Origin of the sequence: Burkholderia sp. BCC0506 (assembly GCF_902833145.1) — a bacterium.
Taxonomy (GTDB): domain Bacteria; phylum Pseudomonadota; class Gammaproteobacteria; order Burkholderiales; family Burkholderiaceae; genus Burkholderia.
Window position 1 is genome coordinate 1 of sequence record NZ_CADFEN010000009.1, and the last position, 18698, is coordinate 18698.

General features: G+C 69.2%; 18 protein-coding genes and 1 pseudogene. 8 read left to right on the top strand and 11 right to left on the bottom strand.

Translation table 11 applies throughout. From position 1 onward, the window contains the following. Positions 1 to 9: 9 nt before the first annotated feature. Positions 10 to 1338 (bottom strand): IS4 family transposase, encoded by a 1329-nt coding sequence (locus HWX62_RS20855; RefSeq protein ID WP_175985221.1) that lies wholly within the window; start codon positions 1336 to 1338, stop codon positions 10 to 12. Positions 1339 to 1485: 147 nt separating this feature from the next. Beyond that, positions 1486 to 1758 (bottom strand): 30S ribosomal protein S20, encoded by a 273-nt coding sequence (gene rpsT / locus HWX62_RS20860; protein WP_006482211.1) that lies wholly within the window; start codon positions 1756 to 1758, stop codon positions 1486 to 1488. 304 nt (positions 1759 to 2062) lie between these two features. On the opposite strand from rpsT, the gene murJ reads away from it, so the two are divergent. Continuing rightward, positions 2063 to 3613, top strand: a complete 1551-nt coding sequence (gene murJ / locus HWX62_RS20865; protein ID WP_175933275.1) for a murein biosynthesis integral membrane protein MurJ — start codon at positions 2063 to 2065, stop codon at positions 3611 to 3613. A gap of 8 nt (positions 3614 to 3621) precedes the next feature. Next, positions 3622 to 4464, top strand: a complete 843-nt coding sequence (locus tag HWX62_RS20870) for a SirB1 family protein (RefSeq protein WP_175933276.1) — start codon at positions 3622 to 3624, stop codon at positions 4462 to 4464. Between the two features lie 188 nt (positions 4465 to 4652). On the opposite strand, the gene adk is transcribed toward HWX62_RS20870, so the two are convergent. The 4 genes from adk to lpxK all read right to left on the bottom strand — a co-directional run bounded on the left by adk (position 4653) and on the right by lpxK (position 7643). Beyond that, the gene (gene adk / locus HWX62_RS20875) at positions 4653 to 5315 is read right to left on the bottom strand and encodes an adenylate kinase (protein ID WP_006482212.1); all 663 of its coding nucleotides are present in this window, start codon (positions 5313 to 5315) and stop codon (positions 4653 to 4655) included. A gap of 208 nt (positions 5316 to 5523) precedes the next feature. After that, complete coding sequence (gene kdsB / locus HWX62_RS20880) at positions 5524 to 6315, bottom strand: 3-deoxy-manno-octulosonate cytidylyltransferase (RefSeq protein WP_175933277.1); 792 nt, start codon at positions 6313 to 6315, stop codon at positions 5524 to 5526. A gap of 124 nt (positions 6316 to 6439) precedes the next feature. Further along, positions 6440 to 6634, bottom strand: a complete 195-nt coding sequence (locus HWX62_RS20885; protein ID WP_006482216.1) for a Trm112 family protein — start codon at positions 6632 to 6634, stop codon at positions 6440 to 6442. Further along, positions 6615 to 7643, bottom strand: a complete 1029-nt coding sequence (gene lpxK / locus HWX62_RS20890) for a tetraacyldisaccharide 4'-kinase (protein ID WP_175933278.1) — start codon at positions 7641 to 7643, stop codon at positions 6615 to 6617. Before lpxK ends, HWX62_RS20885 begins: the two co-directional genes overlap by 20 nt. Before the next feature lie 448 nt (positions 7644 to 8091). Between lpxK and xseA the strand changes: the two genes are divergently transcribed. Both xseA and sodB read left to right on the top strand, forming a co-directional pair. Then, positions 8092 to 9474 (top strand): exodeoxyribonuclease VII large subunit, encoded by a 1383-nt coding sequence (xseA, locus tag HWX62_RS20895; protein ID WP_175985223.1) that lies wholly within the window; start codon positions 8092 to 8094, stop codon positions 9472 to 9474. 228 nt (positions 9475 to 9702) lie between these two features. Further along, positions 9703 to 10281, top strand: a complete 579-nt coding sequence (gene sodB, locus HWX62_RS20900; protein ID WP_175933280.1) for a superoxide dismutase [Fe] — start codon at positions 9703 to 9705, stop codon at positions 10279 to 10281. A gap of 102 nt (positions 10282 to 10383) precedes the next feature. Here the strand turns inward: sodB and chrA are convergent, their stop codons facing one another. Both chrA and HWX62_RS20910 read right to left on the bottom strand, forming a co-directional pair. Continuing rightward, complete coding sequence (gene chrA / locus HWX62_RS20905) at positions 10384 to 11595, bottom strand: chromate efflux transporter (protein WP_175933281.1); 1212 nt, start codon at positions 11593 to 11595, stop codon at positions 10384 to 10386. Between the two features lie 114 nt (positions 11596 to 11709). Further along, complete coding sequence (locus HWX62_RS20910) at positions 11710 to 12417, bottom strand: Crp/Fnr family transcriptional regulator (RefSeq protein ID WP_175933290.1); 708 nt, start codon at positions 12415 to 12417, stop codon at positions 11710 to 11712. An 81-nt stretch (positions 12418 to 12498) separates the two neighbouring features. On the opposite strand from HWX62_RS20910, the gene HWX62_RS20915 reads away from it, so the two are divergent. The 3 genes and pseudogenes from HWX62_RS20915 to HWX62_RS20925 all read left to right on the top strand — a co-directional run bounded on the left by HWX62_RS20915 (position 12499) and on the right by HWX62_RS20925 (position 13963). Further along, entirely contained in the window at positions 12499 to 13023 is a 525-nt protein-coding gene (locus HWX62_RS20915) for an Mpo1-like protein (RefSeq protein ID WP_175933282.1), read from the top strand. Between the two features lie 26 nt (positions 13024 to 13049). Next, positions 13050 to 13315: pseudogene (locus HWX62_RS20920) on the top strand (hypothetical protein); the annotation flags it as partial. 42 nt (positions 13316 to 13357) lie between these two features. Further along, positions 13358 to 13963, top strand: coding sequence for a methyltransferase domain-containing protein (locus HWX62_RS20925; protein ID WP_175933283.1), 606 nt, complete (start codon positions 13358 to 13360; stop codon positions 13961 to 13963). A gap of 19 nt (positions 13964 to 13982) precedes the next feature. Here HWX62_RS20925 and HWX62_RS20930 read toward each other — a convergent pair whose 3' ends face one another. Both HWX62_RS20930 and mdtD read right to left on the bottom strand, forming a co-directional pair. Next, positions 13983 to 15257, bottom strand: coding sequence for an EAL domain-containing protein (locus HWX62_RS20930; protein ID WP_175933284.1), 1275 nt, complete (start codon positions 15255 to 15257; stop codon positions 13983 to 13985). A gap of 165 nt (positions 15258 to 15422) precedes the next feature. Beyond that, the gene (mdtD, locus tag HWX62_RS20935; protein ID WP_175933285.1) at positions 15423 to 16859 is read right to left on the bottom strand and encodes a multidrug transporter subunit MdtD; all 1437 of its coding nucleotides are present in this window, start codon (positions 16857 to 16859) and stop codon (positions 15423 to 15425) included. A gap of 247 nt (positions 16860 to 17106) precedes the next feature. Between mdtD and HWX62_RS20940 the strand changes: the two genes are divergently transcribed. Next, entirely contained in the window at positions 17107 to 17430 is a 324-nt protein-coding gene (locus tag HWX62_RS20940) for a DUF2917 domain-containing protein (RefSeq protein WP_175933286.1), read from the top strand. Here the strand turns inward: HWX62_RS20940 and HWX62_RS20945 are convergent. Next, complete coding sequence (locus tag HWX62_RS20945) at positions 17403 to 18635, bottom strand: citrate/2-methylcitrate synthase (RefSeq protein WP_175985225.1); 1233 nt, start codon at positions 18633 to 18635, stop codon at positions 17403 to 17405. The two genes, HWX62_RS20940 and HWX62_RS20945, sit on opposite strands and share 28 nt — an antisense overlap. Positions 18636 to 18698 lie beyond the last annotated feature (63 nt).

Consider the following 18698-nt stretch of genomic DNA (forward strand, 5'->3'; position numbering starts at 1 on the left):
TAATGCCGTTCAGTTAAGGTTCTTTTTAAGGACGCGGACGGCATAGCGTTTTGGCACTGCCTTCACGGCCCGCTCGAATTTTCGAGCGGGCCGTTCTTCTTTGAGCAGCGCGACCAGACGTAGTCGCAGCCGTTGCAGCAGGGCTGGGAGTTTGCCCTGCGCACGGGTGACCGCGGCCCAGTGCAATTCGTACTGGATGACGTGGAAGGCGCGCACGAAGCTAAGCTCGGTCGGCTCACACTTCACCGCAAGCGCGGCCTTGGCAATCTCCAATCGCACGAGGTTGTAGGCAATCAGCGCGCCCCAGATTTCCTGATACACCCCCTCAACGCTGCGGCTGCGCAGGATCGGCGCCATGCCCATCATTGTCTGCTTGAGTTCTCGATAGCTGGTTTCAATTTGCCAGCGGCGCGCATAGCAGGCCACGATATCGGCGCTCGTGTAGCGTTTTCGGTCGAACAGTGACGTCAGCAGTACGCGCTTGCGGGCACTTGAGTCGACCAGGGTGACGGCTCGCGCCTGCCACACCTCCGGCAGGTCCGGGCATTTCTTGCGTGCCTGGGGCGACACGCGCATGCTTACCACGGCATCATCAGGCGTTCCCTCGATTACTTCCCATTTGGTGTTGGCCTTGGCCGGGATGAGGAAGTGACGGTTCGAACCCGCGCTGCTCAAGCCACACAGGATTTCTGCAGATAGAAACCCCTTGTCGAATACCGTCAGCGAATCGTCGGGGATGGCCTCGAGCAGATCCTTGGCATATAGCATCTCGTTCGTGCCATACGGACCGAACGTCGCGCTGCGGATCAGGTGCGTGGGCACGGCAGTCAGCGTCACGCCACGGACCTGCGGATAACTGGCGATGGTGTTGCCGGCATAAACCTGGGCGCCGAAATGAGCCCGATGTTCGGGGGTGTCCGCCGTCCTCAGCGTCGTGCCATCCATCGCAAACAGGCTCAACCCCTTGAACAGGTATTGTTTGCGGTCCTGCTCAGCCCACGCCTTGGCCGACAATTCGAACAGCGCCTTCAGTGGTTGCGCGCCCAGGCGCTGCCGGGCCTGAGCGACAGCGCTCTTGCTGACGAACGGCGCCTGCATATCCGGTAGCGCAAGATCGAGATCGTCGACAACCTCGCTGATCGATTGATGCCGATACAAGGCCAGCGCAATAACCAGCCAAACAACCTGCTCAGCGGGCAAGCGGCGCTGCCGGATGCTCGCCCGTCCCGTGTAAGCCACCACCTGCTCAATCCACTCGTAGGGCAAGTGCTTGCCCAGGCGAGCCCAGTCGGGCGTCTCCTGTTCTTCAGCGAGAAAATTCAGGGTGTCATCAAGCATGGCGACGCAGGTTAACAGCCCCCATCATCGTTTACAACACCCAAAACAAAAATGCCGTTCAGTTCTTAACTGAACGGCATTACGCCTAGGCGGGCTTTTTTGCGATCGCAGGAAACAGGAGCGCCCGCGCGAGCGGGCACACCGGATTTACGCTGCTGCCTGCAGACCCTTGACGGCTGCGGCCAGGCGGCTCTTGCTGCGAGCGGCCTTGTTCTTGTGAACGATCTTCTTGTCGGCGATCGTGTCGATCGTCTTCACGGCAGCCTTGAACAGCTCGGCAGCCTTTGCCTGGTCGCCGGCTTCGACAGCCTTGCGAACCGACTTGATCGCGGTACGGAATTTCGAGCGCAGCGCCGAGTTGTGCGAGTTTGCCTTCGCGGCCTGGCGGGCGCGCTTGCGTGCTTGTGCGGAGTTAGCCATGACGGTTCCTTATCCTGTCCTGTTTCCAGAGCTTGGAGCCTGACGGCCAAGCGCTGCTTTTCGATCCGTCCCCTGAGAACGATTGCCCAGGGGCGCATAAAAAAACGGTGATTTTAACCGAGGCTAGGACATGAAAACGGCAGTTGCCGTGCATGTACGAGCCCAGAAACCGGCGATTATAGCAACAAAATCAAGCGAGTGGCAAGTTCGACGTAACGCCCGCCGGGCGGGGCGCCGGCGGCGGGCGCGCTTTTCGGCATCGGCCGGTGGCCGGGTCGCGCAACGTCCGTATAATAAGCGCCCCATGAATCTATTCCGAGCCCTGCTGACGGTCAGCGGCTTCACGCTGCTGTCGCGCGTGACCGGACTGGCCCGCGAGACGCTGATCGCCCGTGCGTTCGGCGCCAGTCAATACACCGACGCGTTCTACGTCGCCTTCCGTATCCCGAACCTGCTGCGCCGCCTGTCCGCCGAAGGCGCGTTCTCGCAGGCGTTCGTGCCGATCCTCGCCGAGTTCAAGAACCAGCAGGGGCACGATGCGACCAAGGCGCTCGTCGACGCGATGTCCACCGTGCTCGCCTGGGCGCTGGCCGTCCTGTCGGTCGCCGGCATCGCCGGCGCGTCGTGGGTCGTGTTCGCGGTCGCGTCCGGCCTGCACGGCGACGGCCAGGCGTTCCCGCTCGCGGTCACGATGACGCGGATCATGTTCCCGTACATCGTGTTCATTTCGCTGACCACGCTCGCCTCGGGCGTGCTGAACACGTACAAGAGCTTCTCGCTGCCCGCGTTCGCGCCGGTGCTGCTGAACGTCGCGTTCATCGCCGCGGCCGTGTTCGTCGCGCCGCACCTGAAGGTGCCGGTCTACGCGCTCGCATGGGCCGTCATCGTCGGCGGCGTGCTGCAGTTCGTCGTGCAGTTGCCGGGCCTGAAGAAGATCGACATGGTGCCGCTGATCGGCCTCAACCCGCTGCGCGCGCTGCGTCATCCGGGCGTGAAGCGCGTGCTCGCGAAGATGGTGCCCGCGACGTTCGCGGTGTCCGTCGCGCAACTGTCGCTGATCATCAACACCAATATCGCGTCGCGGCTCGGGCAGGGCGCCGTGTCGTGGATCAATTACGCCGACCGCCTGATGGAATTCCCGACGGCGCTGCTCGGCGTCGCGCTCGGCACGATCCTGCTGCCGAGCCTGTCGAAGGCGCACGTCGACGCCGATTCGCACGAATATTCGGCGCTGCTCGACTGGGGGCTGCGCGTGACGTTCCTGCTCGCGGCGCCGAGCGCGCTCGCGCTGTTCTTCTTCGCGACGCCGCTCACCGCGACGCTGTTCAACTACGGCAAGTTCGACGCGCACACCGTCACGATGGTCGCGCGCGCGCTCGCGACCTACGGGATCGGCCTCGTCGGCATCATCCTGATCAAGATCCTCGCGCCGGGCTTCTATGCGAAGCAGGACATCAAGACGCCCGTGAAGATCGCGATCGGCGTGCTGATCGTCACGCAGTTGTCGAACTACGTGTTCGTGCCGCTGATCGGCCACGCGGGCCTGACGCTGAGCATCGGCGTCGGCGCGTGCCTGAATTCGCTGCTGCTGTTCCTTGGGTTGCGCAAGCGCGGCATCTATCAGCCGTCGCCGGGCTGGCTGCGCTTCTTCGTGCAGCTCGTCGGCGCGGCGCTCGTGCTCGCGGGCCTGATGCACTGGTGCGCGATCAGTTTCGACTGGACCGGGATGCGCGCGCAGCCGCTCGACCGCATTGCGCTGATGGCCGCGTGCCTCGTGCTGTTTGCTGCACTATATTTCGGTATGTTGTGGGTGATGGGCTTCAAATACGCTTACTTCAGAAGGCGCGCCAAGTGACGACCGCAATGACCCGCGTCCTCGACTACTTCAGCACGCTCGTGGCGGACGACGACAGTCTGCCCGTCACGGAAGCCGCGCTGTCGCTGGCGCAGGACGCGTATCCCGACCTCGACCTGCAGGGCACGCTGGCCGAACTCGACATGCTGGCGGCGCGCCTGCGCCGGCGGCTCGCCGACGATACGGACCTGAAGGCCCGCGTCGCCGCGCTGAACGACTTCTTCTTCCGCGAGCTCGGCTTCGCGTGCAATCACAACGATTACTACGACCCCGATAACAGCCACCTGAACGCCGTGCTGAAACGGCGGCGCGGGATCCCGATCTCGCTGTCGGTGCTGTACCTGGAGCTCGCCGAGCAGATCGGCGTGCCGGCGCGCGGCGTGTCGTTTCCCGGCCATTTCCTGCTGCGCGTGACGCTGCCCGACGGCGACCTGATCATCGATCCGACCAACGGTCATTCGCTGTCCGAAGCCGAGATGGTCGAGATGCTCGAGCCGTACGTCGCGCGTGCGGCCGGCGCGGTCGACAGCGCGTTGCGCGCGCTGCTGCAGCCCGCGACGAGTCGCGAGATCATCGCGCGGATGCTGCGCAACCTGAAGACGATCTATCTGCAGACGGAACGCTGGCAGCGGCTGCTCGCGGTGCAGCAGCGCCTCGTGATCCTGCTGCCCGAGCAGCTCGACGAGGTGCGCGACCGCGGCTTCGCGTATGCGCGGCTCGATTACCTGCGTCCCGCGCTCGAGGATCTCGAGCAGTATCTCGGCGAGCGGCCGGAGGCGGAAGACGCGACCGTCGTCGAGTCGCAGGTCAGCGAATTGCGGCAGCGGATGCAGCGCGACGGCGAGGACTGAGCCACGAGCGCGATGCTGCAGACACACGGAAAAACGCCCGCATCGCGGGCGTTTTTTTGCGCGCGTGCCGTTACTTCGCCGATGAGCATCGGATTCTCGCGGCGGCGACACACGCCCGGCCGTGCGAACGCGACAGGCGAAAAAAAGCCGCCCGGAACGGGGCGGCCTGCGGGTGCGCGATGCGCGGCTTACTTCAGTGCATCGAATGCACGCTCGCGGATTTCGTCGACGGTGCCGAGGCCCGAGATCTTGCGATACTGCGGCGCCTTCAGACCGTTTTCCTCGCCGCGCTGTGCCCAGTCGCCGTAATACGTGATCAGCGGCTTGGTCTGCGCTTCGTACACTTCGAGACGCTTCTTGACCGTTTCTTCCTTGTCGTCGTCGCGCTGGATCAGCGGCTCGCCCGTCACGTCGTCGTGACCTTCGACCTTCGGCGGGTTGAACTTGACGTGGTACGTGCGGCCCGATGCCGGGTGCGTGCGGCGGCCGCTCATGCGCTCGATGATTTCCGAGAACGGGACGTCGATCTCGAGCACGTAGTCGATCGCGACACCGGCTTCCTTCATCGCGTCAGCCTGCGCGATCGTGCGCGGGAAGCCGTCGAACAGATAGCCGTTCGCGCAGTCGGATTCCTTCAGGCGCTCCTTGACGAGGCCGATGATCAGCGCGTCCGGCACGAGCTTGCCGGCATCCATGTAGCCCTTCGCCTCGACGCCGAGCGGCGTGCCGGCCTTCACGGCGGCGCGCAGCATGTCGCCGGTCGAGATCTGCGGAATGCCGAATTTTTCCTTGATGAAGTTTGCCTGGGTGCCCTTTCCCGCGCCGGGGGCGCCCAACAGGATCAAACGCATGGTGATATCTCCAAGTATGTAGATTCGTGTGGCGAGACGCAAAGGCGTCGGCGACGGTGGGCGCGGGGCTTGCCCGGCGCGTAGCGGACCGGTCTGATGCGGCGCGTCGGCCAGGGCGACGCGCGGCTGCCGGCAGGGCCACGGGCGGGGTCAAGCGAGGACGCGCGGGTCGCGGACGGCTCGCACAATCGCCTGATTATGCCACGGGTTATTTTGAACCCGGCCGAAAAAGGGCCTGCACGCGCGCGAGATCGGCCGGCGTGTCGATGCCGGCTTCGGGGGCGGACTCGGTGATCAGCACCGCGATGCGCTCGCCGTGCCACAGCGCGCGCAGCTGTTCGAGCTGCTCGGCTTGTTCGATCGGCGCCTGCGCGAGCGACGGGTAGGTGCGCAGGAAACGCGCGCGATACGCATAGAGGCCGATGTGCCGATACACCGGGAAAGCCGGTGCCGGCATGGCCGCGACGTCGGGCCAGTGCGGCTGGTAGGCGTCGCGGCTCCACGGAATCGGCGCGCGCGAGAAGTACAGCGCGACGCTCCGCGCGTCGAGCGCGACCTTCACGACGTTCGGGTTGAACACGTCGGCCGCGTCGTGGATCGGGTGCGCCGCGGTCGCGATCGCGCATGCCGGATGCGCGGCCAGGTGCGACGCTACGTCGCGCACGAGCACGGGGTCGATCAGCGGCTCGTCGCCCTGCACGTTGACGACGACGGTGTCGTCCTGCCAGCCGAAGGCCGCCGCGACTTCCGCGAGCCGGTCGGTGCCGGACGGATGGTCGGCGCGCGTGAGCACCGCTTCGAAGCCGTGATCGCGCGCCGCGTCGAGCACGCTCTGCGCGTCGGACGCGACGAGCACCTGCTGCGCGCCCGCTTCGCGCGCGCGCTCGGCGACGCGCACGACCATCGGCTTGCCGCCGAGATCGGCGAGCGGCTTGTTCGGGAGCCGCGTCGACGCGAGCCGGGCGGGAATGACGGCGATGAAGGGTTGGGGGTGAGTCATCGGGGAGCGCTGAGAAGAACGGGGCGGGTGACGCCGGAGGCCGGTCGCCCGGCGGAGTGCGGCGACCCGGCCGGGGCCGGGCCGTCGGTGTCGAATCGGTGCGCCGGGCGAGCGGCGCGGCGGCTCAGCGGCCGGCCGGATCGACCGGCGTGCCTTCGACGGTCTGGCGCGCTTCGTCGACGAGCATCACGGGGATGCCGTCGCGGATCGGGTACGCGAGCTTGTCCGCGTTGCAGATCAGCTCCTGCGCGGCACGGTCGTAGTGGAGCGGGCCTTTGCAGATAGGGCACACAATGATTTCAAGCAGGCGAGCGTCCACGGAGTTTCTCCACAACGAGGGCAATGAGGCGAGGGTCGAGCGCGGCTTCGACGGGGACCACCCACAGTCGGGCGTCGCGCCAGGAAGCGCCCAATTTTACTGCATCCTTCTCGGTGATCAGGATCGCATCGACGGCATCGTCGACGAACGGATTGTCGGCGAACGCGTAATGGTCGGGCAGCGCGCGCGTCGCCGGCGCGAGACCGGCCGCGCGCAGCGTCGCGAAGAAGCGCTCCGGCGCGCCGATGCCGGCCGCGGCGAGCACGCGTTCGTTCGCGAATTGCGACAGCGGGCGGCGCAGCGCGGGCTGGTCGAGGTGCCACGCGGCACCCGGCGTCAGCGCGAGCGCATAGGTGTCGGGCCACGGCGGCAGGGCACCGCTGTACGGATCGTTGACGAGCGTCGCGTCGCGGTGCCGCGACAGCGGCTCGCGCAGCGGGCCGGCCGGCAGCAGGAAGCCGTTGCCGCCGAGCCGGTGGTCGAAGACGACGAGCTCGACGGTGCGCGCGAGGCGGTAGTGCTGGAGGCCGTCGTCGCTGACGATCACGTCGACGTCCGGATGCGCGTCGCGCAGCGCCTGCGCGGCCGCGACGCGGTCCGGGCACACCCACACGGGCGCACCGGTGCGGCGCGCGATCAGCAGCGGTTCGTCGCCGGCCGCGCTTGCGCGCGACGCCGGCGTGACGGCGGTCGGCGTCTTCACGTTCGCGCCATAGCCGCGCGACACGACACCGGGCGTGAAGCCGGCCGCGCGCAGCGCGTCGACGAGCGCGATCACGGTCGGCGTCTTGCCGGTGCCGCCGACGGTCACGTTGCCGACCACGACGACGGGCACGCCGACGTCGACCGGCTGCTTCCAGCCTTGCGCGTAAGCGGTGCGTCGCAGCGCCGCGCACAGGCCGAACACGCAGGCGAACGGCGTGAGCGCCCACGCGAGCGCGCCGCGCCGCTGCCATTCGCGTGTCAGGCGCGCTTCGAGCCGCGCGAGCAGGCCGCCGGGCGCGCTCATCGGGCCGGGCGCGGCGCGTCGGGCGCCGCGGCGAGGGACGGATTCGTCAAGGCGGGTTCTCCGTTGGCGGCGCATGCCGCAGGGTCCGTGGAAGGCGGCACTCTAGCGCGCCGCATGCCGGCGCGGCAAGCACGACCGCCCGCCGCAGCGCGCGGGGCCGGATGGCGGCGGCCTGTGGATAACTCTGTGAAAAACTCCCCGGTCGATAGCCTCAAACGCCCGTCCGGCGGGCATCGAATCGGCTGCGAATTATTTTGAAAGGTTTAAAAAATTATAAAAATCAAAGTGTTACGAAGAATCGTCTGGTTTTTTTAGCGGTTTCCGGGCGTTTTACGCGGACGAATGCCAGAGTGTGGACACCTTCCGCGTTCGCCGACGCATGCGACGGCGCTGGACGCCACGCGCATGTCGGACTATCGTGACGCCGCCAGCATTCATCCGACCGTCCATGCTTTCCGACTCTGCTTTTTCCGCGCCGGGCGCCGCCCGCGGCGGCGACGAAGTGATTCCCGTTTCGGCGCTCAATCGTGCGATTTCGACGATGCTCGAGCGCTCGTTTCCGCTGCTGTGGATTTCCGGCGAAGTGTCGAATTTCACGCGCGCCGCGAGCGGCCACTGGTATTTCTCGATCAAGGACCAGCAGGCGCAGATGCGCTGCGTGATGTTCCGCGGCCGCGCGCAATACGCGGAATTCACGCCGCGCGAGGGCGACCGCATCGAGGTGCGTGCCGTCGTCACGATGTACGAGCCGCGCGGCGAAGTGCAGCTCAACGTCGAAGCCGTGCGGCGCACCGGGCAGGGGCGCCTGTACGAGGCGTTCCTGAGGCTGAAGGCGCAGCTCGAAGGCGAGGGCCTCTTCGCCCCCGAGCGCAAGCGGCCGCTGCCGGCCCATCCGCGCGCGATCGGCATCGTCACGTCGCTGCAGGCCGCCGCGCTGCGCGACTTGCTCACCACGCTCGCCCGGCGCGCGCCGCACATTCCGGTGATCGTCTATCCGGCGCCGGTGCAGGGCGCCGGTTCCGCCGAAAAGCTCGTCGCGGCCGTCGCGACCGCGAATGCGCGGCGCGAGGTCGACGTGCTGCTGGTGTGCCGCGGCGGCGGCTCGATCGAGGATCTGTGGTCGTTCAACGACGAAGCGCTGGCGCGCGCGATCGCGGCGAGCGCGCTGCCGGTCGTCAGCGGCGTCGGGCACGAAACCGATTTCACGATCGCCGACTTCGCGGCCGACCTGCGTGCGCCGACGCCGACCGGCGCCGCGGAACTCGCGAGCCCGCAGCGCGCGCTGCTGCTGCGCGAGGTCGACGAGCGCCGGCGTGCGCTCGCGCGCGGCATGGCGCGCCGGCTCGAACAGCGCGCGCAGCAGCTCGACTGGCTGGCGCGCCGGCTCGTGAGCCCGGCCGAGCGGCTGCAGCGGCAGCGCACGCACGTCGAGCAGCTCGCGGCGCGGCTCGCGTCGGCGGCGTCGCGGCCGGTGCGCGATGCACGCGCGCGTTTCGCGCTCGCGCAACTGCGCTGGCAGCGCGCGCGGCCCGATGCGTCGCAGGCCCGCCACGCGCTCGCGGGGCTGTCGCAACGCCTCGCGATCGCGTTGCAGCGCCGTCACGAACGCGACACGGCGCGGGTGTCGGCCTGTGCGGCCCGGCTCGAGGTACTAAGCCCGCAGCGCACGCTCGAGCGCGGCTATGCGGCGCTGATCGATGCGCAGACGGGCCGCGCGGTGCGCGCGCCGAACGCGCTGAAGCCGCAACGGCGCCTGACCGTGCATCTCGCCGAAGGCTCGGCCGACGTGTCGCTCGCCGACGTGCAGCCGCGGCTGACGGATACGATCTGACGTAACCGGCACGGGCGACACGCGACGCGCGTCGCAACGGGCGCAGCGCGGCCGGGCACGAATGCTGCGCGTCGTCCGTTCGGCCTGCCGGACGTTGCGCCAGCATCGCTTTTCCGCATACCGCGGATAAATGGCCCGCGAGTTTGCGGGGTTATTCGTCCTCGCCTACAATCGGACGCTCGGCAGCATTCAACACAGCCTCCCTACATACTCAACGAAGGAATCGCCATGGCTCATACGCTCCCGCCGCTCCCGTACGCTGAAGACGCACTCGCGCCGACCATCTCGAAAGAGACGATCGAGTACCACTACGGCAAGCACCACCAGGCTTATGTGACGAACCTGAACAACCTGATCCCGGGCACGGAATTCGAAAACCTGCCGCTGGAAGAGATCATCAAGAAGTCGTCGGGCGGCATCTTCAACAACGCCGCGCAAATCTGGAACCACACGTTCTTCTGGAACAGCCTGTCGCCGAACGGCGGCGGCGCACCGACGGGCGCGCTGGGCGACGCGATCAACGCGAAGTGGGGTTCGTACGACGCATTCAAGGAAGCGTTCACGAAGGCCGCGGTCGGCACGTTCGGTTCGGGCTGGGCATGGCTCGTGAAGAAGGCCGACGGTTCGCTCGACATCGTGTCGACGAGCAACGCCGCCACGCCGCTGACGACGGCCGACAAGCCGCTGCTGACGATCGACGTGTGGGAACACGCGTACTACATCGACTACCGCAACGCCCGTCCGAAGTTCGTCGAAGCGTTCTGGAACATCGTGAACTGGGACTTCGCAGCGAAGAACTTCGCGTAAGTCCGGCGCCTGCGCGCCGCCCCGGCGCGCGGCATCGAAAAAAGCCCTCGTTTCGAGGGCTTTTTGTTTTCCGTCCCGCGCGGAACGTGCGCCCCGGCCGGATCAGCCGATCATGCCGAGCGCCCAGCCGAGCGCCGCGCTCGCGATCACGACGGCCCACGGCGGCACGCGCCAGAACACCAGCGCGACGAAGGCGACCAGCGCGGCGGCCAGGTCGCGCGGCGCGACGATCGTGTCGGTCCAGACCGGGTGATAGAGCGCGGCGAGCAGCAGCCCGACGACCGCCGCATTCACGCCGGCGAGCGCGGCCTGCATCTGCGCGCTGCGGCGCAGGCGCTCCCAGAACGGCGCGGTGCCGGCCACCAGCAGGAACGACGGCGCGAAGATCGACACGAGCGCGATCGTGCCGCCGAGCCAGCCGTTCGGCGCATCGCGCAGCGACGCGCCGAGGAACGCCGAGAACGTGAACAGCGGCCCCGGCACGGCCTGCGCGAGGCCATACCCAGCGAGAAACGTCGCATCGCCGACCCGGCCGGGTGCGACCACGGCCGCCTGCAGCAGCGGCAGCACCACATGGCCGCCGCCGAACACGAGCGCGCCCGTGCGGAAGAACGCGTCGACGACGGCGAGCGTATCGGAGCGCAGCGCGCGGGCCGCGAACGGCAGCGCGACGAGCAGCGCCGCGAACAGCGCGAGCCACAGCACGCCCGCGCGGCGCGACACGTGCAGCGGCAACGGTTCGTGCGCATCGCGCGCCGGTTGCGGCAGCAGCACGAGCCCGGCGGCGCCGGCCACGACGATCACCGCGACCTGCGTCCACGCAGCCGGCGCGAGCAGCGCGACGCAGGCGGCCGCGGCCATCAGCGTGATGCGCCGCGCATCCGGGCACAGCGTGCGCGCCATGCCCCACACGGCTTGCGCGATCACCGCGACCGACACGATGCGCAGCCCGTGCAGCGCGCCGGCTTCGATCGGCGCGCCCGTCGCGTGAACGCCGAATGCGAGCAGCATCATCAGCAGCGCCGACGGCAGCGTGAAACCGAGCCACGCGGCGAACATGCCGGCATAGCCGGCGCGCGCGAGGCCGATCGCCATCCCGACCTGGCTGCTCGCCGGCCCCGGCAGGAACTGGCACAGCCCGACGAGATCGGCATAGGTGCGCTCGGTGAGCCAGGCGCGCCGCGTGACGAACTCCGCGCGAAAGTAGCCGAGATGCGCGACCGGCCCCCCGAACGACGTGAGGCCGAGCCGCAGGAACGCGATGAATACGGGCCACGGATGACGGGCGGGGGCGGGGCGGGTCGACGTGTTCAAGGGAGCGTGCGTGGCGGACGGGAAGCCGCCACGATAGCGCAACCCGGCGGCCGCGGGCAGTGCGCGGCGGCCGATAGAGGCCGATAGTCGCCGACCGAGGCCGTGGCGCGGCGCTCAGTCCGTGCCGTCGGCGAGCCCGCTCGCGCGGCGCAGCGCGTCGATGTCGACGAGTTCGATCTCGCCGACGTGCAGCCGCACGACGCCGTCGGCCTGCAGCGCCTTCAGCAACTGGTTGGTGGTCTGCCGTGTCAGCGACAGCATCGACGCGAGCGTTTCCTGCGACAGCCGGATATGCGTGCGCCCGGCGCTGATGCCGCCGTAGCCCTCGGCGATCATCAGCAGCCGCGCGGCGAGCCGCTGCGCGGCCGGCATCACGCTCATCGACTCGACCGTCAGGAAGCTCAGGCGCAGCTTTTGCGCCATCAGCAGCGCGAACTGCCGCCAGTATTGCGGCGTCGCATCGAGGATCGCGAGCAGCGCGGCCTGCGGCACGTGCAGCAGCAGCGCGTCGTCGAGCGCGATGGCGTCGTGCGTGCGCGGCTGGCCGTCGAACAACGCGATCTCGCCGAACCACGTGACGGGTTCGGCCACCGTCAGCAGCGCTTCCTTGCCGTGCGGATCGACCGAACCTATCGTCAATGAACCGGCCAGTACCGCGTACAGCCCGCACGGCGGGTCGCCGCGCCGGAACAGCGCGTGACCGGACGGCAGGCGGCGCAGCGTCGCGCGGGCGATCAGGTCGGCGCGCAGCGCGGGCGGCAGCGCGGCGAACCACGGGTTCGCTTCGAGCTGCGGCAGGTACGGGGCGAGCGAGGAAGGCATGGGCACGCGATGTCGGGTAGCTGACAGAGGTTCTCGGGCGTGACGCGCATCATAGCGCTCAACAACCGATCAGGAGACGCCATGAAGACCCTCGAAGACCATCTTTCGCAGTATGCGGCCTACCATCGCGACGCGCGCAACATCGCGACGCATCTGGTCGGCATCCCGATGATCGTGTTCGCGGTCGAGGTGCTGCTGTCGCGGCCGGCGATCGGGGCGCTCGCCGGCATCGCGCTGTCGCCGGCGCTGCTGCTCGCCGTCGTTTCCGTGGTGTTCTACCTGCGGCTCGACCTGCGGTTCGGGATCGCGATGGCCGCGTTGTTCGCGCTCGGCCTGTGGGCCGCGCAGTCGCTGGCGCGGCTGCCGACCGCGCAATGGCTCGCGATCGGTGTCGGCGCGTTCGTCGTGGGCTGGATCGTGCAGTTCGTCGGGCACTGGTTCGAAGGCCGCAAGCCCGCGTTCGTCGACGATCTGGTCGGCCTGATCGTCGGGCCGCTGTTCGTCGTCGCCGAGGTCGCGTTCTTCGCGGGGCTGCGCGACGACGTGCGCCGCGAAGTCGAGCGGCGTGCGGGCCCCGTGCATGGCGGCGCGCATTCGCATGTCTGAGGGAGCGGCCGGGCCGGTCTGCGGCTCTCGCGGCGCGCCGCACGACCGGAACCGAGTGGATCGACGGTGAAATCGTGCGGCTGGCCGGGCGCTTCGGAGCGCGGGGCGCCGGTCAATGCGCGGCTTTGCGCGGCTCGTCCACGACGCGGAACGCGCGGCGGCACGTCCGTCGTGGCGCGGCGATGCGCTGTGCGCCGACCTGAGCGCGAGGCGCCGCGCGCCGGCCACATGCCGATCGTATAGGCCGGCGTCGCATGCCCCGCCGGCGGCGCGGGCCGTGCGCAACGACTAAGATGCGGAGTGCGTCATCCGACGCCTTTGCGGAGCAATCGCCATGGTGGACCGCCCGACCCTCGATGCGTACGACGCCCATGCCGCGCAATATGCGCAGGACTGGCTCGACCAGGCCGCGCCCGACGACATGTACGCGCTGCTCGAACAGCATTTCTCGCCGGGGCCGACCGCCGACGTCGGCTGCGGCGCGGGGCGCGACACGGCCTGGCTCGCGTCGCGCGGCTACGACGTGCGCGGCTACGACGCGAGCGCCGCGCTGCTCGACGAGGCGCGCCGGCACCATCCGGGCCTGAGGTTCGAACGGGCCGCGCTGCCGGCGCTGGCCGGCGTACCGTCCGGCGCGTTTCGCAACGTGCTGTGCGAAACGGTCGTCATGCATCTCGAACAGGCGGACGCAGCGGCCGCCGCCGCACGGCTGGCCGATCTGCTGATGCCGGGCGGCACGTTGTACCTGAGCTGGCGGGTGGCGGGAAACGGTATGTTGCGCGACGAGCGCGGCCGCCTCTATACGCCGCTCGACGCGGCGCGGATGCATGCGGCGCTCGGTGCCGGCGTGCACGTGATCGACGAACACGAAGTCGTCAGCGCATCGTCCGGCAAGCGCGTGCACCGGCTGATCGTGCGCAAGGCGGGCGGCGACGCGTGAGCGCGCCGCGCCGGCGCACTTACTCGCGGCTGAGCGCCGCTTCCCAGTTGATGTCGACGCAGAGCACCTGCATGCCCGTCGCGGCCGGTGCGGCGATCGACGCGGTCACGCACAGGTGCGCCTCGTTGATCGACAGGTACGGGGGTGTCAGGTGCACACCGCCCGGCGCGCGCATCGCGTCGATGAAGTACGGACGGCGTTCCCAGCTCGCGCCTTCGGAATGCAGCAGCGGCCGGAAGCGCTTCGCACGTTGCGACACGCTGCCGCGTGCCAGCACGTTGTCGCCGATCTGGCGGCCCGATGCGTCGAGCAGGAAGCAGCGCGCGGTCTCGGGTAGCCCGAGCACGGCGGCGGCTGCATCGGTGAGGGATTCGCCCGCGCCGAGCCTGCGGCTCGCTTCCTCGAGCGCGGCGACGTACGGCGCGAGCCGTTCCGCCTGCGTGCGCTCGCGCTGCGCGACGCGCAGCCGCAGCGCGGCCGACAGCGTATCCATGCAGCCCGCGGCGGCCTGCGGCTGCACGGGATCGACGCTCGGCCCGGCGAAGTACTGGCCCTGCACGAAATCGACGTCGCATTCGAGCGCGATCAGCGCGTCGCGTTCGGTCGCGAGCCCGCCCATCAGCACGAGCTGGCCGGATTCGTGCAGCAGCGACACGAGCCCCGGCAGCACGCGTTCGAGATGCGAGTGCTCGCTCGCCTGCGCGAGGATGCCGCGATCGAGCGTGACGATGTCGGGATGCAAATGCCACACGCGATCGATGTTCGAATGCTTCGCGCCGAACCCGACGAGCGCGATCAGGAAGCCGGCCTTGCGCAGCCCGTCGATGATCGCCGCATAGCGCGGCGTCTCGCCGCCGGCCTGCTCGGGCACCTCGAGCACCACGCGGTGCGGCGGCAGCCCGAGCGCCTTCAGGTTCGCGAGCAGCGCGTCGCCGTAGACGGTGTCCATCAGCGCGGCCGGATGCAGGCTCAGGAAGAGCCATTCGTCGTGGCTGTCGAACGCGTGGAAGTTACCGAGATGCAACGATTCGGCGAGCCGGCCGAGCTCGAGCAGGTCGCCGCGCCGCGCCGCCTGCGTGAACACCTCGTGCGACGCCACCTGGCGGCTTTCCTCGTCGTGCGCGCGCAGCGACGCGTGATAGCCGATCGCGCGCCGGTGCGATACCGAGAAAACGGGCTGGAACACGCTGAACACGGTGTAGCCGCCGTACAGCACGGTGCGCCGGTTCCCGTCGTCACCGGCGACGGGGCGGGGCGGCTGAAAGCCGGGGGGATCGATTTCGATCATGCTCATGATGTCGGCCGAAGGAAGACTGCCAGTTTACCTACAGAATAGGCGAGCAAGAAGCATGCACGGCACGCCCCCGCGTGCGGCTGCCCGTCGCGGCCGGCACGTGCACGCGGCCGGCCCCGGCTGCACCGCGATGGTGCGTGCCGGCCCGATTCGGCGCGCCGCGCATCACGCGCGCTCGGACGGGTCGGTCTTGCGCGCGGTGCTGCGGATCTCCGGCGCGAGCTGCGCGAAGATCCACGCGGACGCGGCCGTGATGATCCCGACGCAGATGAACGTCGCATGGAACGCCGGCAGCGTGTTGCTCGGCGTCACGGTGCGCAGCATGCCGGTGAACGTCGCGAGCAGCGCGCCGGCGACCGTGACGCCGAGGCTCATCGACAGCATCTGCACGAGCGAGAACAGGCTGTTGCCGCTGCTCGCGCCGCCGGTGCCGAGATCCTTCAGCGTCAGCGTGTTCATCGCGGTGAACTGCATCGAGTTGAACCCGCCGAACAGCGCGAGATGCACGACCTTCACCCACACGGGCACCGTGTCGCGCATCAGCGCGAAGCTCGCCATCATCACGCCGACCATGATCGTGTTCGCGAGCAGCACCTTGCGATAGCCGTGCCGCGTGATCAGGCGCGTGATGATCCGCTTCGAGAACATGCCGGCCGCGGCGACCGGCAGCATCATCAGCCCGGCCTCGAACGCCGAGTAGCCGAGGCTCACCTGCAGCAGCAGCGGGATCAGGTAAGGCATCGCGCCGCTGCCGATCCGCGCGAACAGGTTGCCGAGCAGCCCGACGCTGAACGTGTGGATCTTGAACAGCTCGAGCGAGAAGATCGGCTGCGGCGCGCGCACCGCGTACAGCCCGTACGCGACGAAGCACGCGAGGCTCAGGATCAGCAGCACCAGCACGGCCGCGTGCTGCATGCCGAGATCGGCGAGCCCGTCGAGCGACAGCGAGATCGCGACCATGCCGATCGTCAACAGGAGATAGCCCTTGATGTCGAAGCGGCCGGCTGCCGGGTTTCGTGCATCGGGCATCGAATAGAAGGTCGCGATGCAGCCCGCGATGCCGACCGGCACGTTGATCAGGAAGATCCAGTGCCACGACGCGATCTTCACGAGCCAGCCGCCGAGCGTCGGCCCGATCAGCGGGCCGATCAGGCCCGGAATCGCGACGAACGACAGCGCGGGCAGATAGCGCTCGGCCGGGAAGGTGCGCAGCACCGCGAGCCGCCCGACCGGCAGCAGCATCGCGCCGCCGACGCCCTGCACGACGCGAAAGGCCACGAGCTGCGTCAGCGTATGGGCGTTCGCGCACAGCAGCGAGCCGAGCGAGAACACCAGGATCGCGCTGAAGAACACGCGCCGCGTGCCGAACGTGTCGGCGAGCCAGCCGGACACGGGGATCATCACCGCCATCGTCAGCGAGTACGCGATCACGACCGATTGCATCCGCAGCGGCGATTCGCCGAGGCTCGCGGCCATCGACGGCAGCGCCGTGTTGACGATCGTCGCGTCGAGCGTCTGCATGAAGAAGCCCGTCGCAACGAGCCAGAGCATCACGGTGAGGTTTTTTTCGCCGGGGGCGGCGGCAGGCGGGCGTTGGAACATGACGGGGGCGGTGGCGCGGGACAGCCGACATTGTAGGGAAAGCCGCCGTGCCGTGCAGGTTCGGGGCGGTATGTCATTGGCCCCGGCCGGCCGGCCGCGCGCGCCCGGCCCGGTGCGCCCGGCGAAGGCCTGTCCCCGTCGGCCGGCCAGTACAGTTCAGCCAAAAGTGTCCGCGGCCGTATCTGTCCGTGTGCCGCCGTTGTCCGAAATACTGGCGTCATCGAATCCGTGCGACCAGGAGGCTGCCATGCGCGAACTGCGACTTTACGTGATGGACGGCGACGAGCCGGCCGGACGGTGGCGGATCGTCGATCGCACGCTGCTCGAAGTGGCCGAAGGCGACGTGTGGGTGACCGTAGAGGGCCAGCCCGACGATCACTGGCTGGGTGCGGGCGCGTCGCTGACCTTGCTGCCCGGCACGCGCGCGTGGGTCAGCGCCGGGCCGCGCGGCGCGACGTTCGCGTTCGGGCCGCTCGCGGCGCCGGCCGGGCGGCCCGCGTCTGCATGGTGGCGCCCGTTCGCCGCGTGGCGCGACGGCCGGCGTCACGCGGCCGCGTCGCTGCCGACGTAGCGCGCCCGCGGCCGGATCAGCTTTCCGTCCGCATATTGTTCGAGCGCATGCGCGATCCAGCCGGCCGTGCGGCCGGCCGCGAACACCGTGAACGCCGCGCCGTCGGGCAGCGCGAGCGTGCGCTCCAGCACCGCGAGCGCGAAATCGATCGACGGCCGCAGGCCCGTCGCCGCCTCGATGCGCGCGGCGAGCGCGCGCGCCACGCGCAGCGCCGGCCGCTCGGGCGCCGCCGCATGCAACGCGTCGAGCAGCGCCCGCGCGCGCGGGTCGCCGTCGGGGTACAGCGGATGCCCGAAGCCGGACAGGGCCGTGCGGCCGCCGTCCGCGCGTTCGTCGTGCGCGAGCCGCAGCGCGAGGTAGCGATCCAGGTCGGCCGCGCGGGCCGCTTCGTCGAGCAGCGTGCCGGCGCGGAACGTCTCGCCGCCGTGACGCGGCCCCGACAGTGCCGCGAGTCCGCCCGAGATCGCGCCGAACAGGTGGGTGCCGGTCGACGCGATGCAGCGCACCGCGAAGGTCGACGGATTCAGTTCGTGATCCGCGCACAGCACGAGCGCGCGCCGCAGCAGGTCGGCTTCGTCGCGCCGGCGCACGCGCCACGCGGCCGCGAGCTGCCGGTGCACGGGCGCGTCGCCCGGCGCGATGCCGGCGAGCGCGGCCGTCGCGACGCGCAGCAGCAGCGCCGCCGCGTCGAGCTGGGCGTCGCGCCCCTGCGCCCACAGGCGCGGCAGCGATGCGGCCGCGGCCGGCAGCAGCACCAGCGTGCGTTCGAGCGGCGCGAGATGCGCCCAGCGGCGTGCCCAGTCGTCCCACTGCGCGGCGTCGAAGCCGCTCGATGCGAGCGACGCGGCGGCCAGCCGCGCGGGCGGACAGTCCCACAGCCGCGCGGCCGTTTCTTCGAGTGTCGCTGCGTCGGCCAGCGCGATCGCATCGGCGCCGCGGTAGCGCAGGCGAGCGTCGGCGATCTGCGTGATCCGCGATTCCAGGACCGGCACGCCCCAGTCGAGCGAGCGTTCGGCGACACCGCCCGCGCGCTTCGCATCGGCGCGGCGGCGCGCGAGCAGGCGTACCTCGTTGGCGTCGTAGCGGCGACGCTTGGTCGTGCCGTCGGGCAGCGAGCGCAGCAGGCCGCGGCTCACGTACGCGTAAAGGGTGCTCACGCTGACGCCGAGCATGCCGGCGGCTTCCTGCGCACTGACGGATGTCATGCCGGGTGGCTCCTGTCGCCGCGCATGAAGCGCGGGCCTGCTAGAACGATTCGTTATGTATTG

What these genes read in the sequence shown, in the direction of transcription:
- lpxK (WP_175933278.1), bottom strand. Translation starts at nt 7,643, where the DNA reads ATGAGCGCGCCCGGCGGCCTGCTCGCGCGGCTCGAAGCGCGCCTGACA.
- rpsT (WP_006482211.1), bottom strand. Translation starts at nt 1,758, where the DNA reads ATGGCTAACTCCGCACAAGCACGCAAGCGCGCCCGCCAGGCCGCGAAG.
- HWX62_RS20925 (WP_175933283.1), top strand. Translation starts at nt 13,358, where the DNA reads ATGGTGGACCGCCCGACCCTCGATGCGTACGACGCCCATGCCGCGCAA.
- murJ (WP_175933275.1), top strand. Translation starts at nt 2,063, where the DNA reads ATGAATCTATTCCGAGCCCTGCTGACGGTCAGCGGCTTCACGCTGCTG.
- kdsB (WP_175933277.1), bottom strand. Translation starts at nt 6,315, where the DNA reads ATGACTCACCCCCAACCCTTCATCGCCGTCATTCCCGCCCGGCTCGCG.
- HWX62_RS20940 (WP_175933286.1), top strand. Translation starts at nt 17,107, where the DNA reads ATGCGCGAACTGCGACTTTACGTGATGGACGGCGACGAGCCGGCCGGA.
- HWX62_RS20915 (WP_175933282.1), top strand. Translation starts at nt 12,499, where the DNA reads ATGAAGACCCTCGAAGACCATCTTTCGCAGTATGCGGCCTACCATCGC.
- adk (WP_006482212.1), bottom strand. Translation starts at nt 5,315, where the DNA reads ATGCGTTTGATCCTGTTGGGCGCCCCCGGCGCGGGAAAGGGCACCCAG.
- HWX62_RS20930 (WP_175933284.1), bottom strand. Translation starts at nt 15,257, where the DNA reads ATGAGCATGATCGAAATCGATCCCCCCGGCTTTCAGCCGCCCCGCCCC.
- HWX62_RS20945 (WP_175985225.1), bottom strand. Translation starts at nt 18,635, where the DNA reads ATGACATCCGTCAGTGCGCAGGAAGCCGCCGGCATGCTCGGCGTCAGC.
- xseA (WP_175985223.1), top strand. Translation starts at nt 8,092, where the DNA reads ATGCTTTCCGACTCTGCTTTTTCCGCGCCGGGCGCCGCCCGCGGCGGC.
- mdtD (WP_175933285.1), bottom strand. Translation starts at nt 16,859, where the DNA reads ATGTTCCAACGCCCGCCTGCCGCCGCCCCCGGCGAAAAAAACCTCACC.
- HWX62_RS20855 (WP_175985221.1), bottom strand. Translation starts at nt 1,338, where the DNA reads ATGCTTGATGACACCCTGAATTTTCTCGCTGAAGAACAGGAGACGCCC.
- sodB (WP_175933280.1), top strand. Translation starts at nt 9,703, where the DNA reads ATGGCTCATACGCTCCCGCCGCTCCCGTACGCTGAAGACGCACTCGCG.
- HWX62_RS20870 (WP_175933276.1), top strand. Translation starts at nt 3,622, where the DNA reads ATGACCCGCGTCCTCGACTACTTCAGCACGCTCGTGGCGGACGACGAC.
- HWX62_RS20910 (WP_175933290.1), bottom strand. Translation starts at nt 12,417, where the DNA reads ATGCCTTCCTCGCTCGCCCCGTACCTGCCGCAGCTCGAAGCGAACCCG.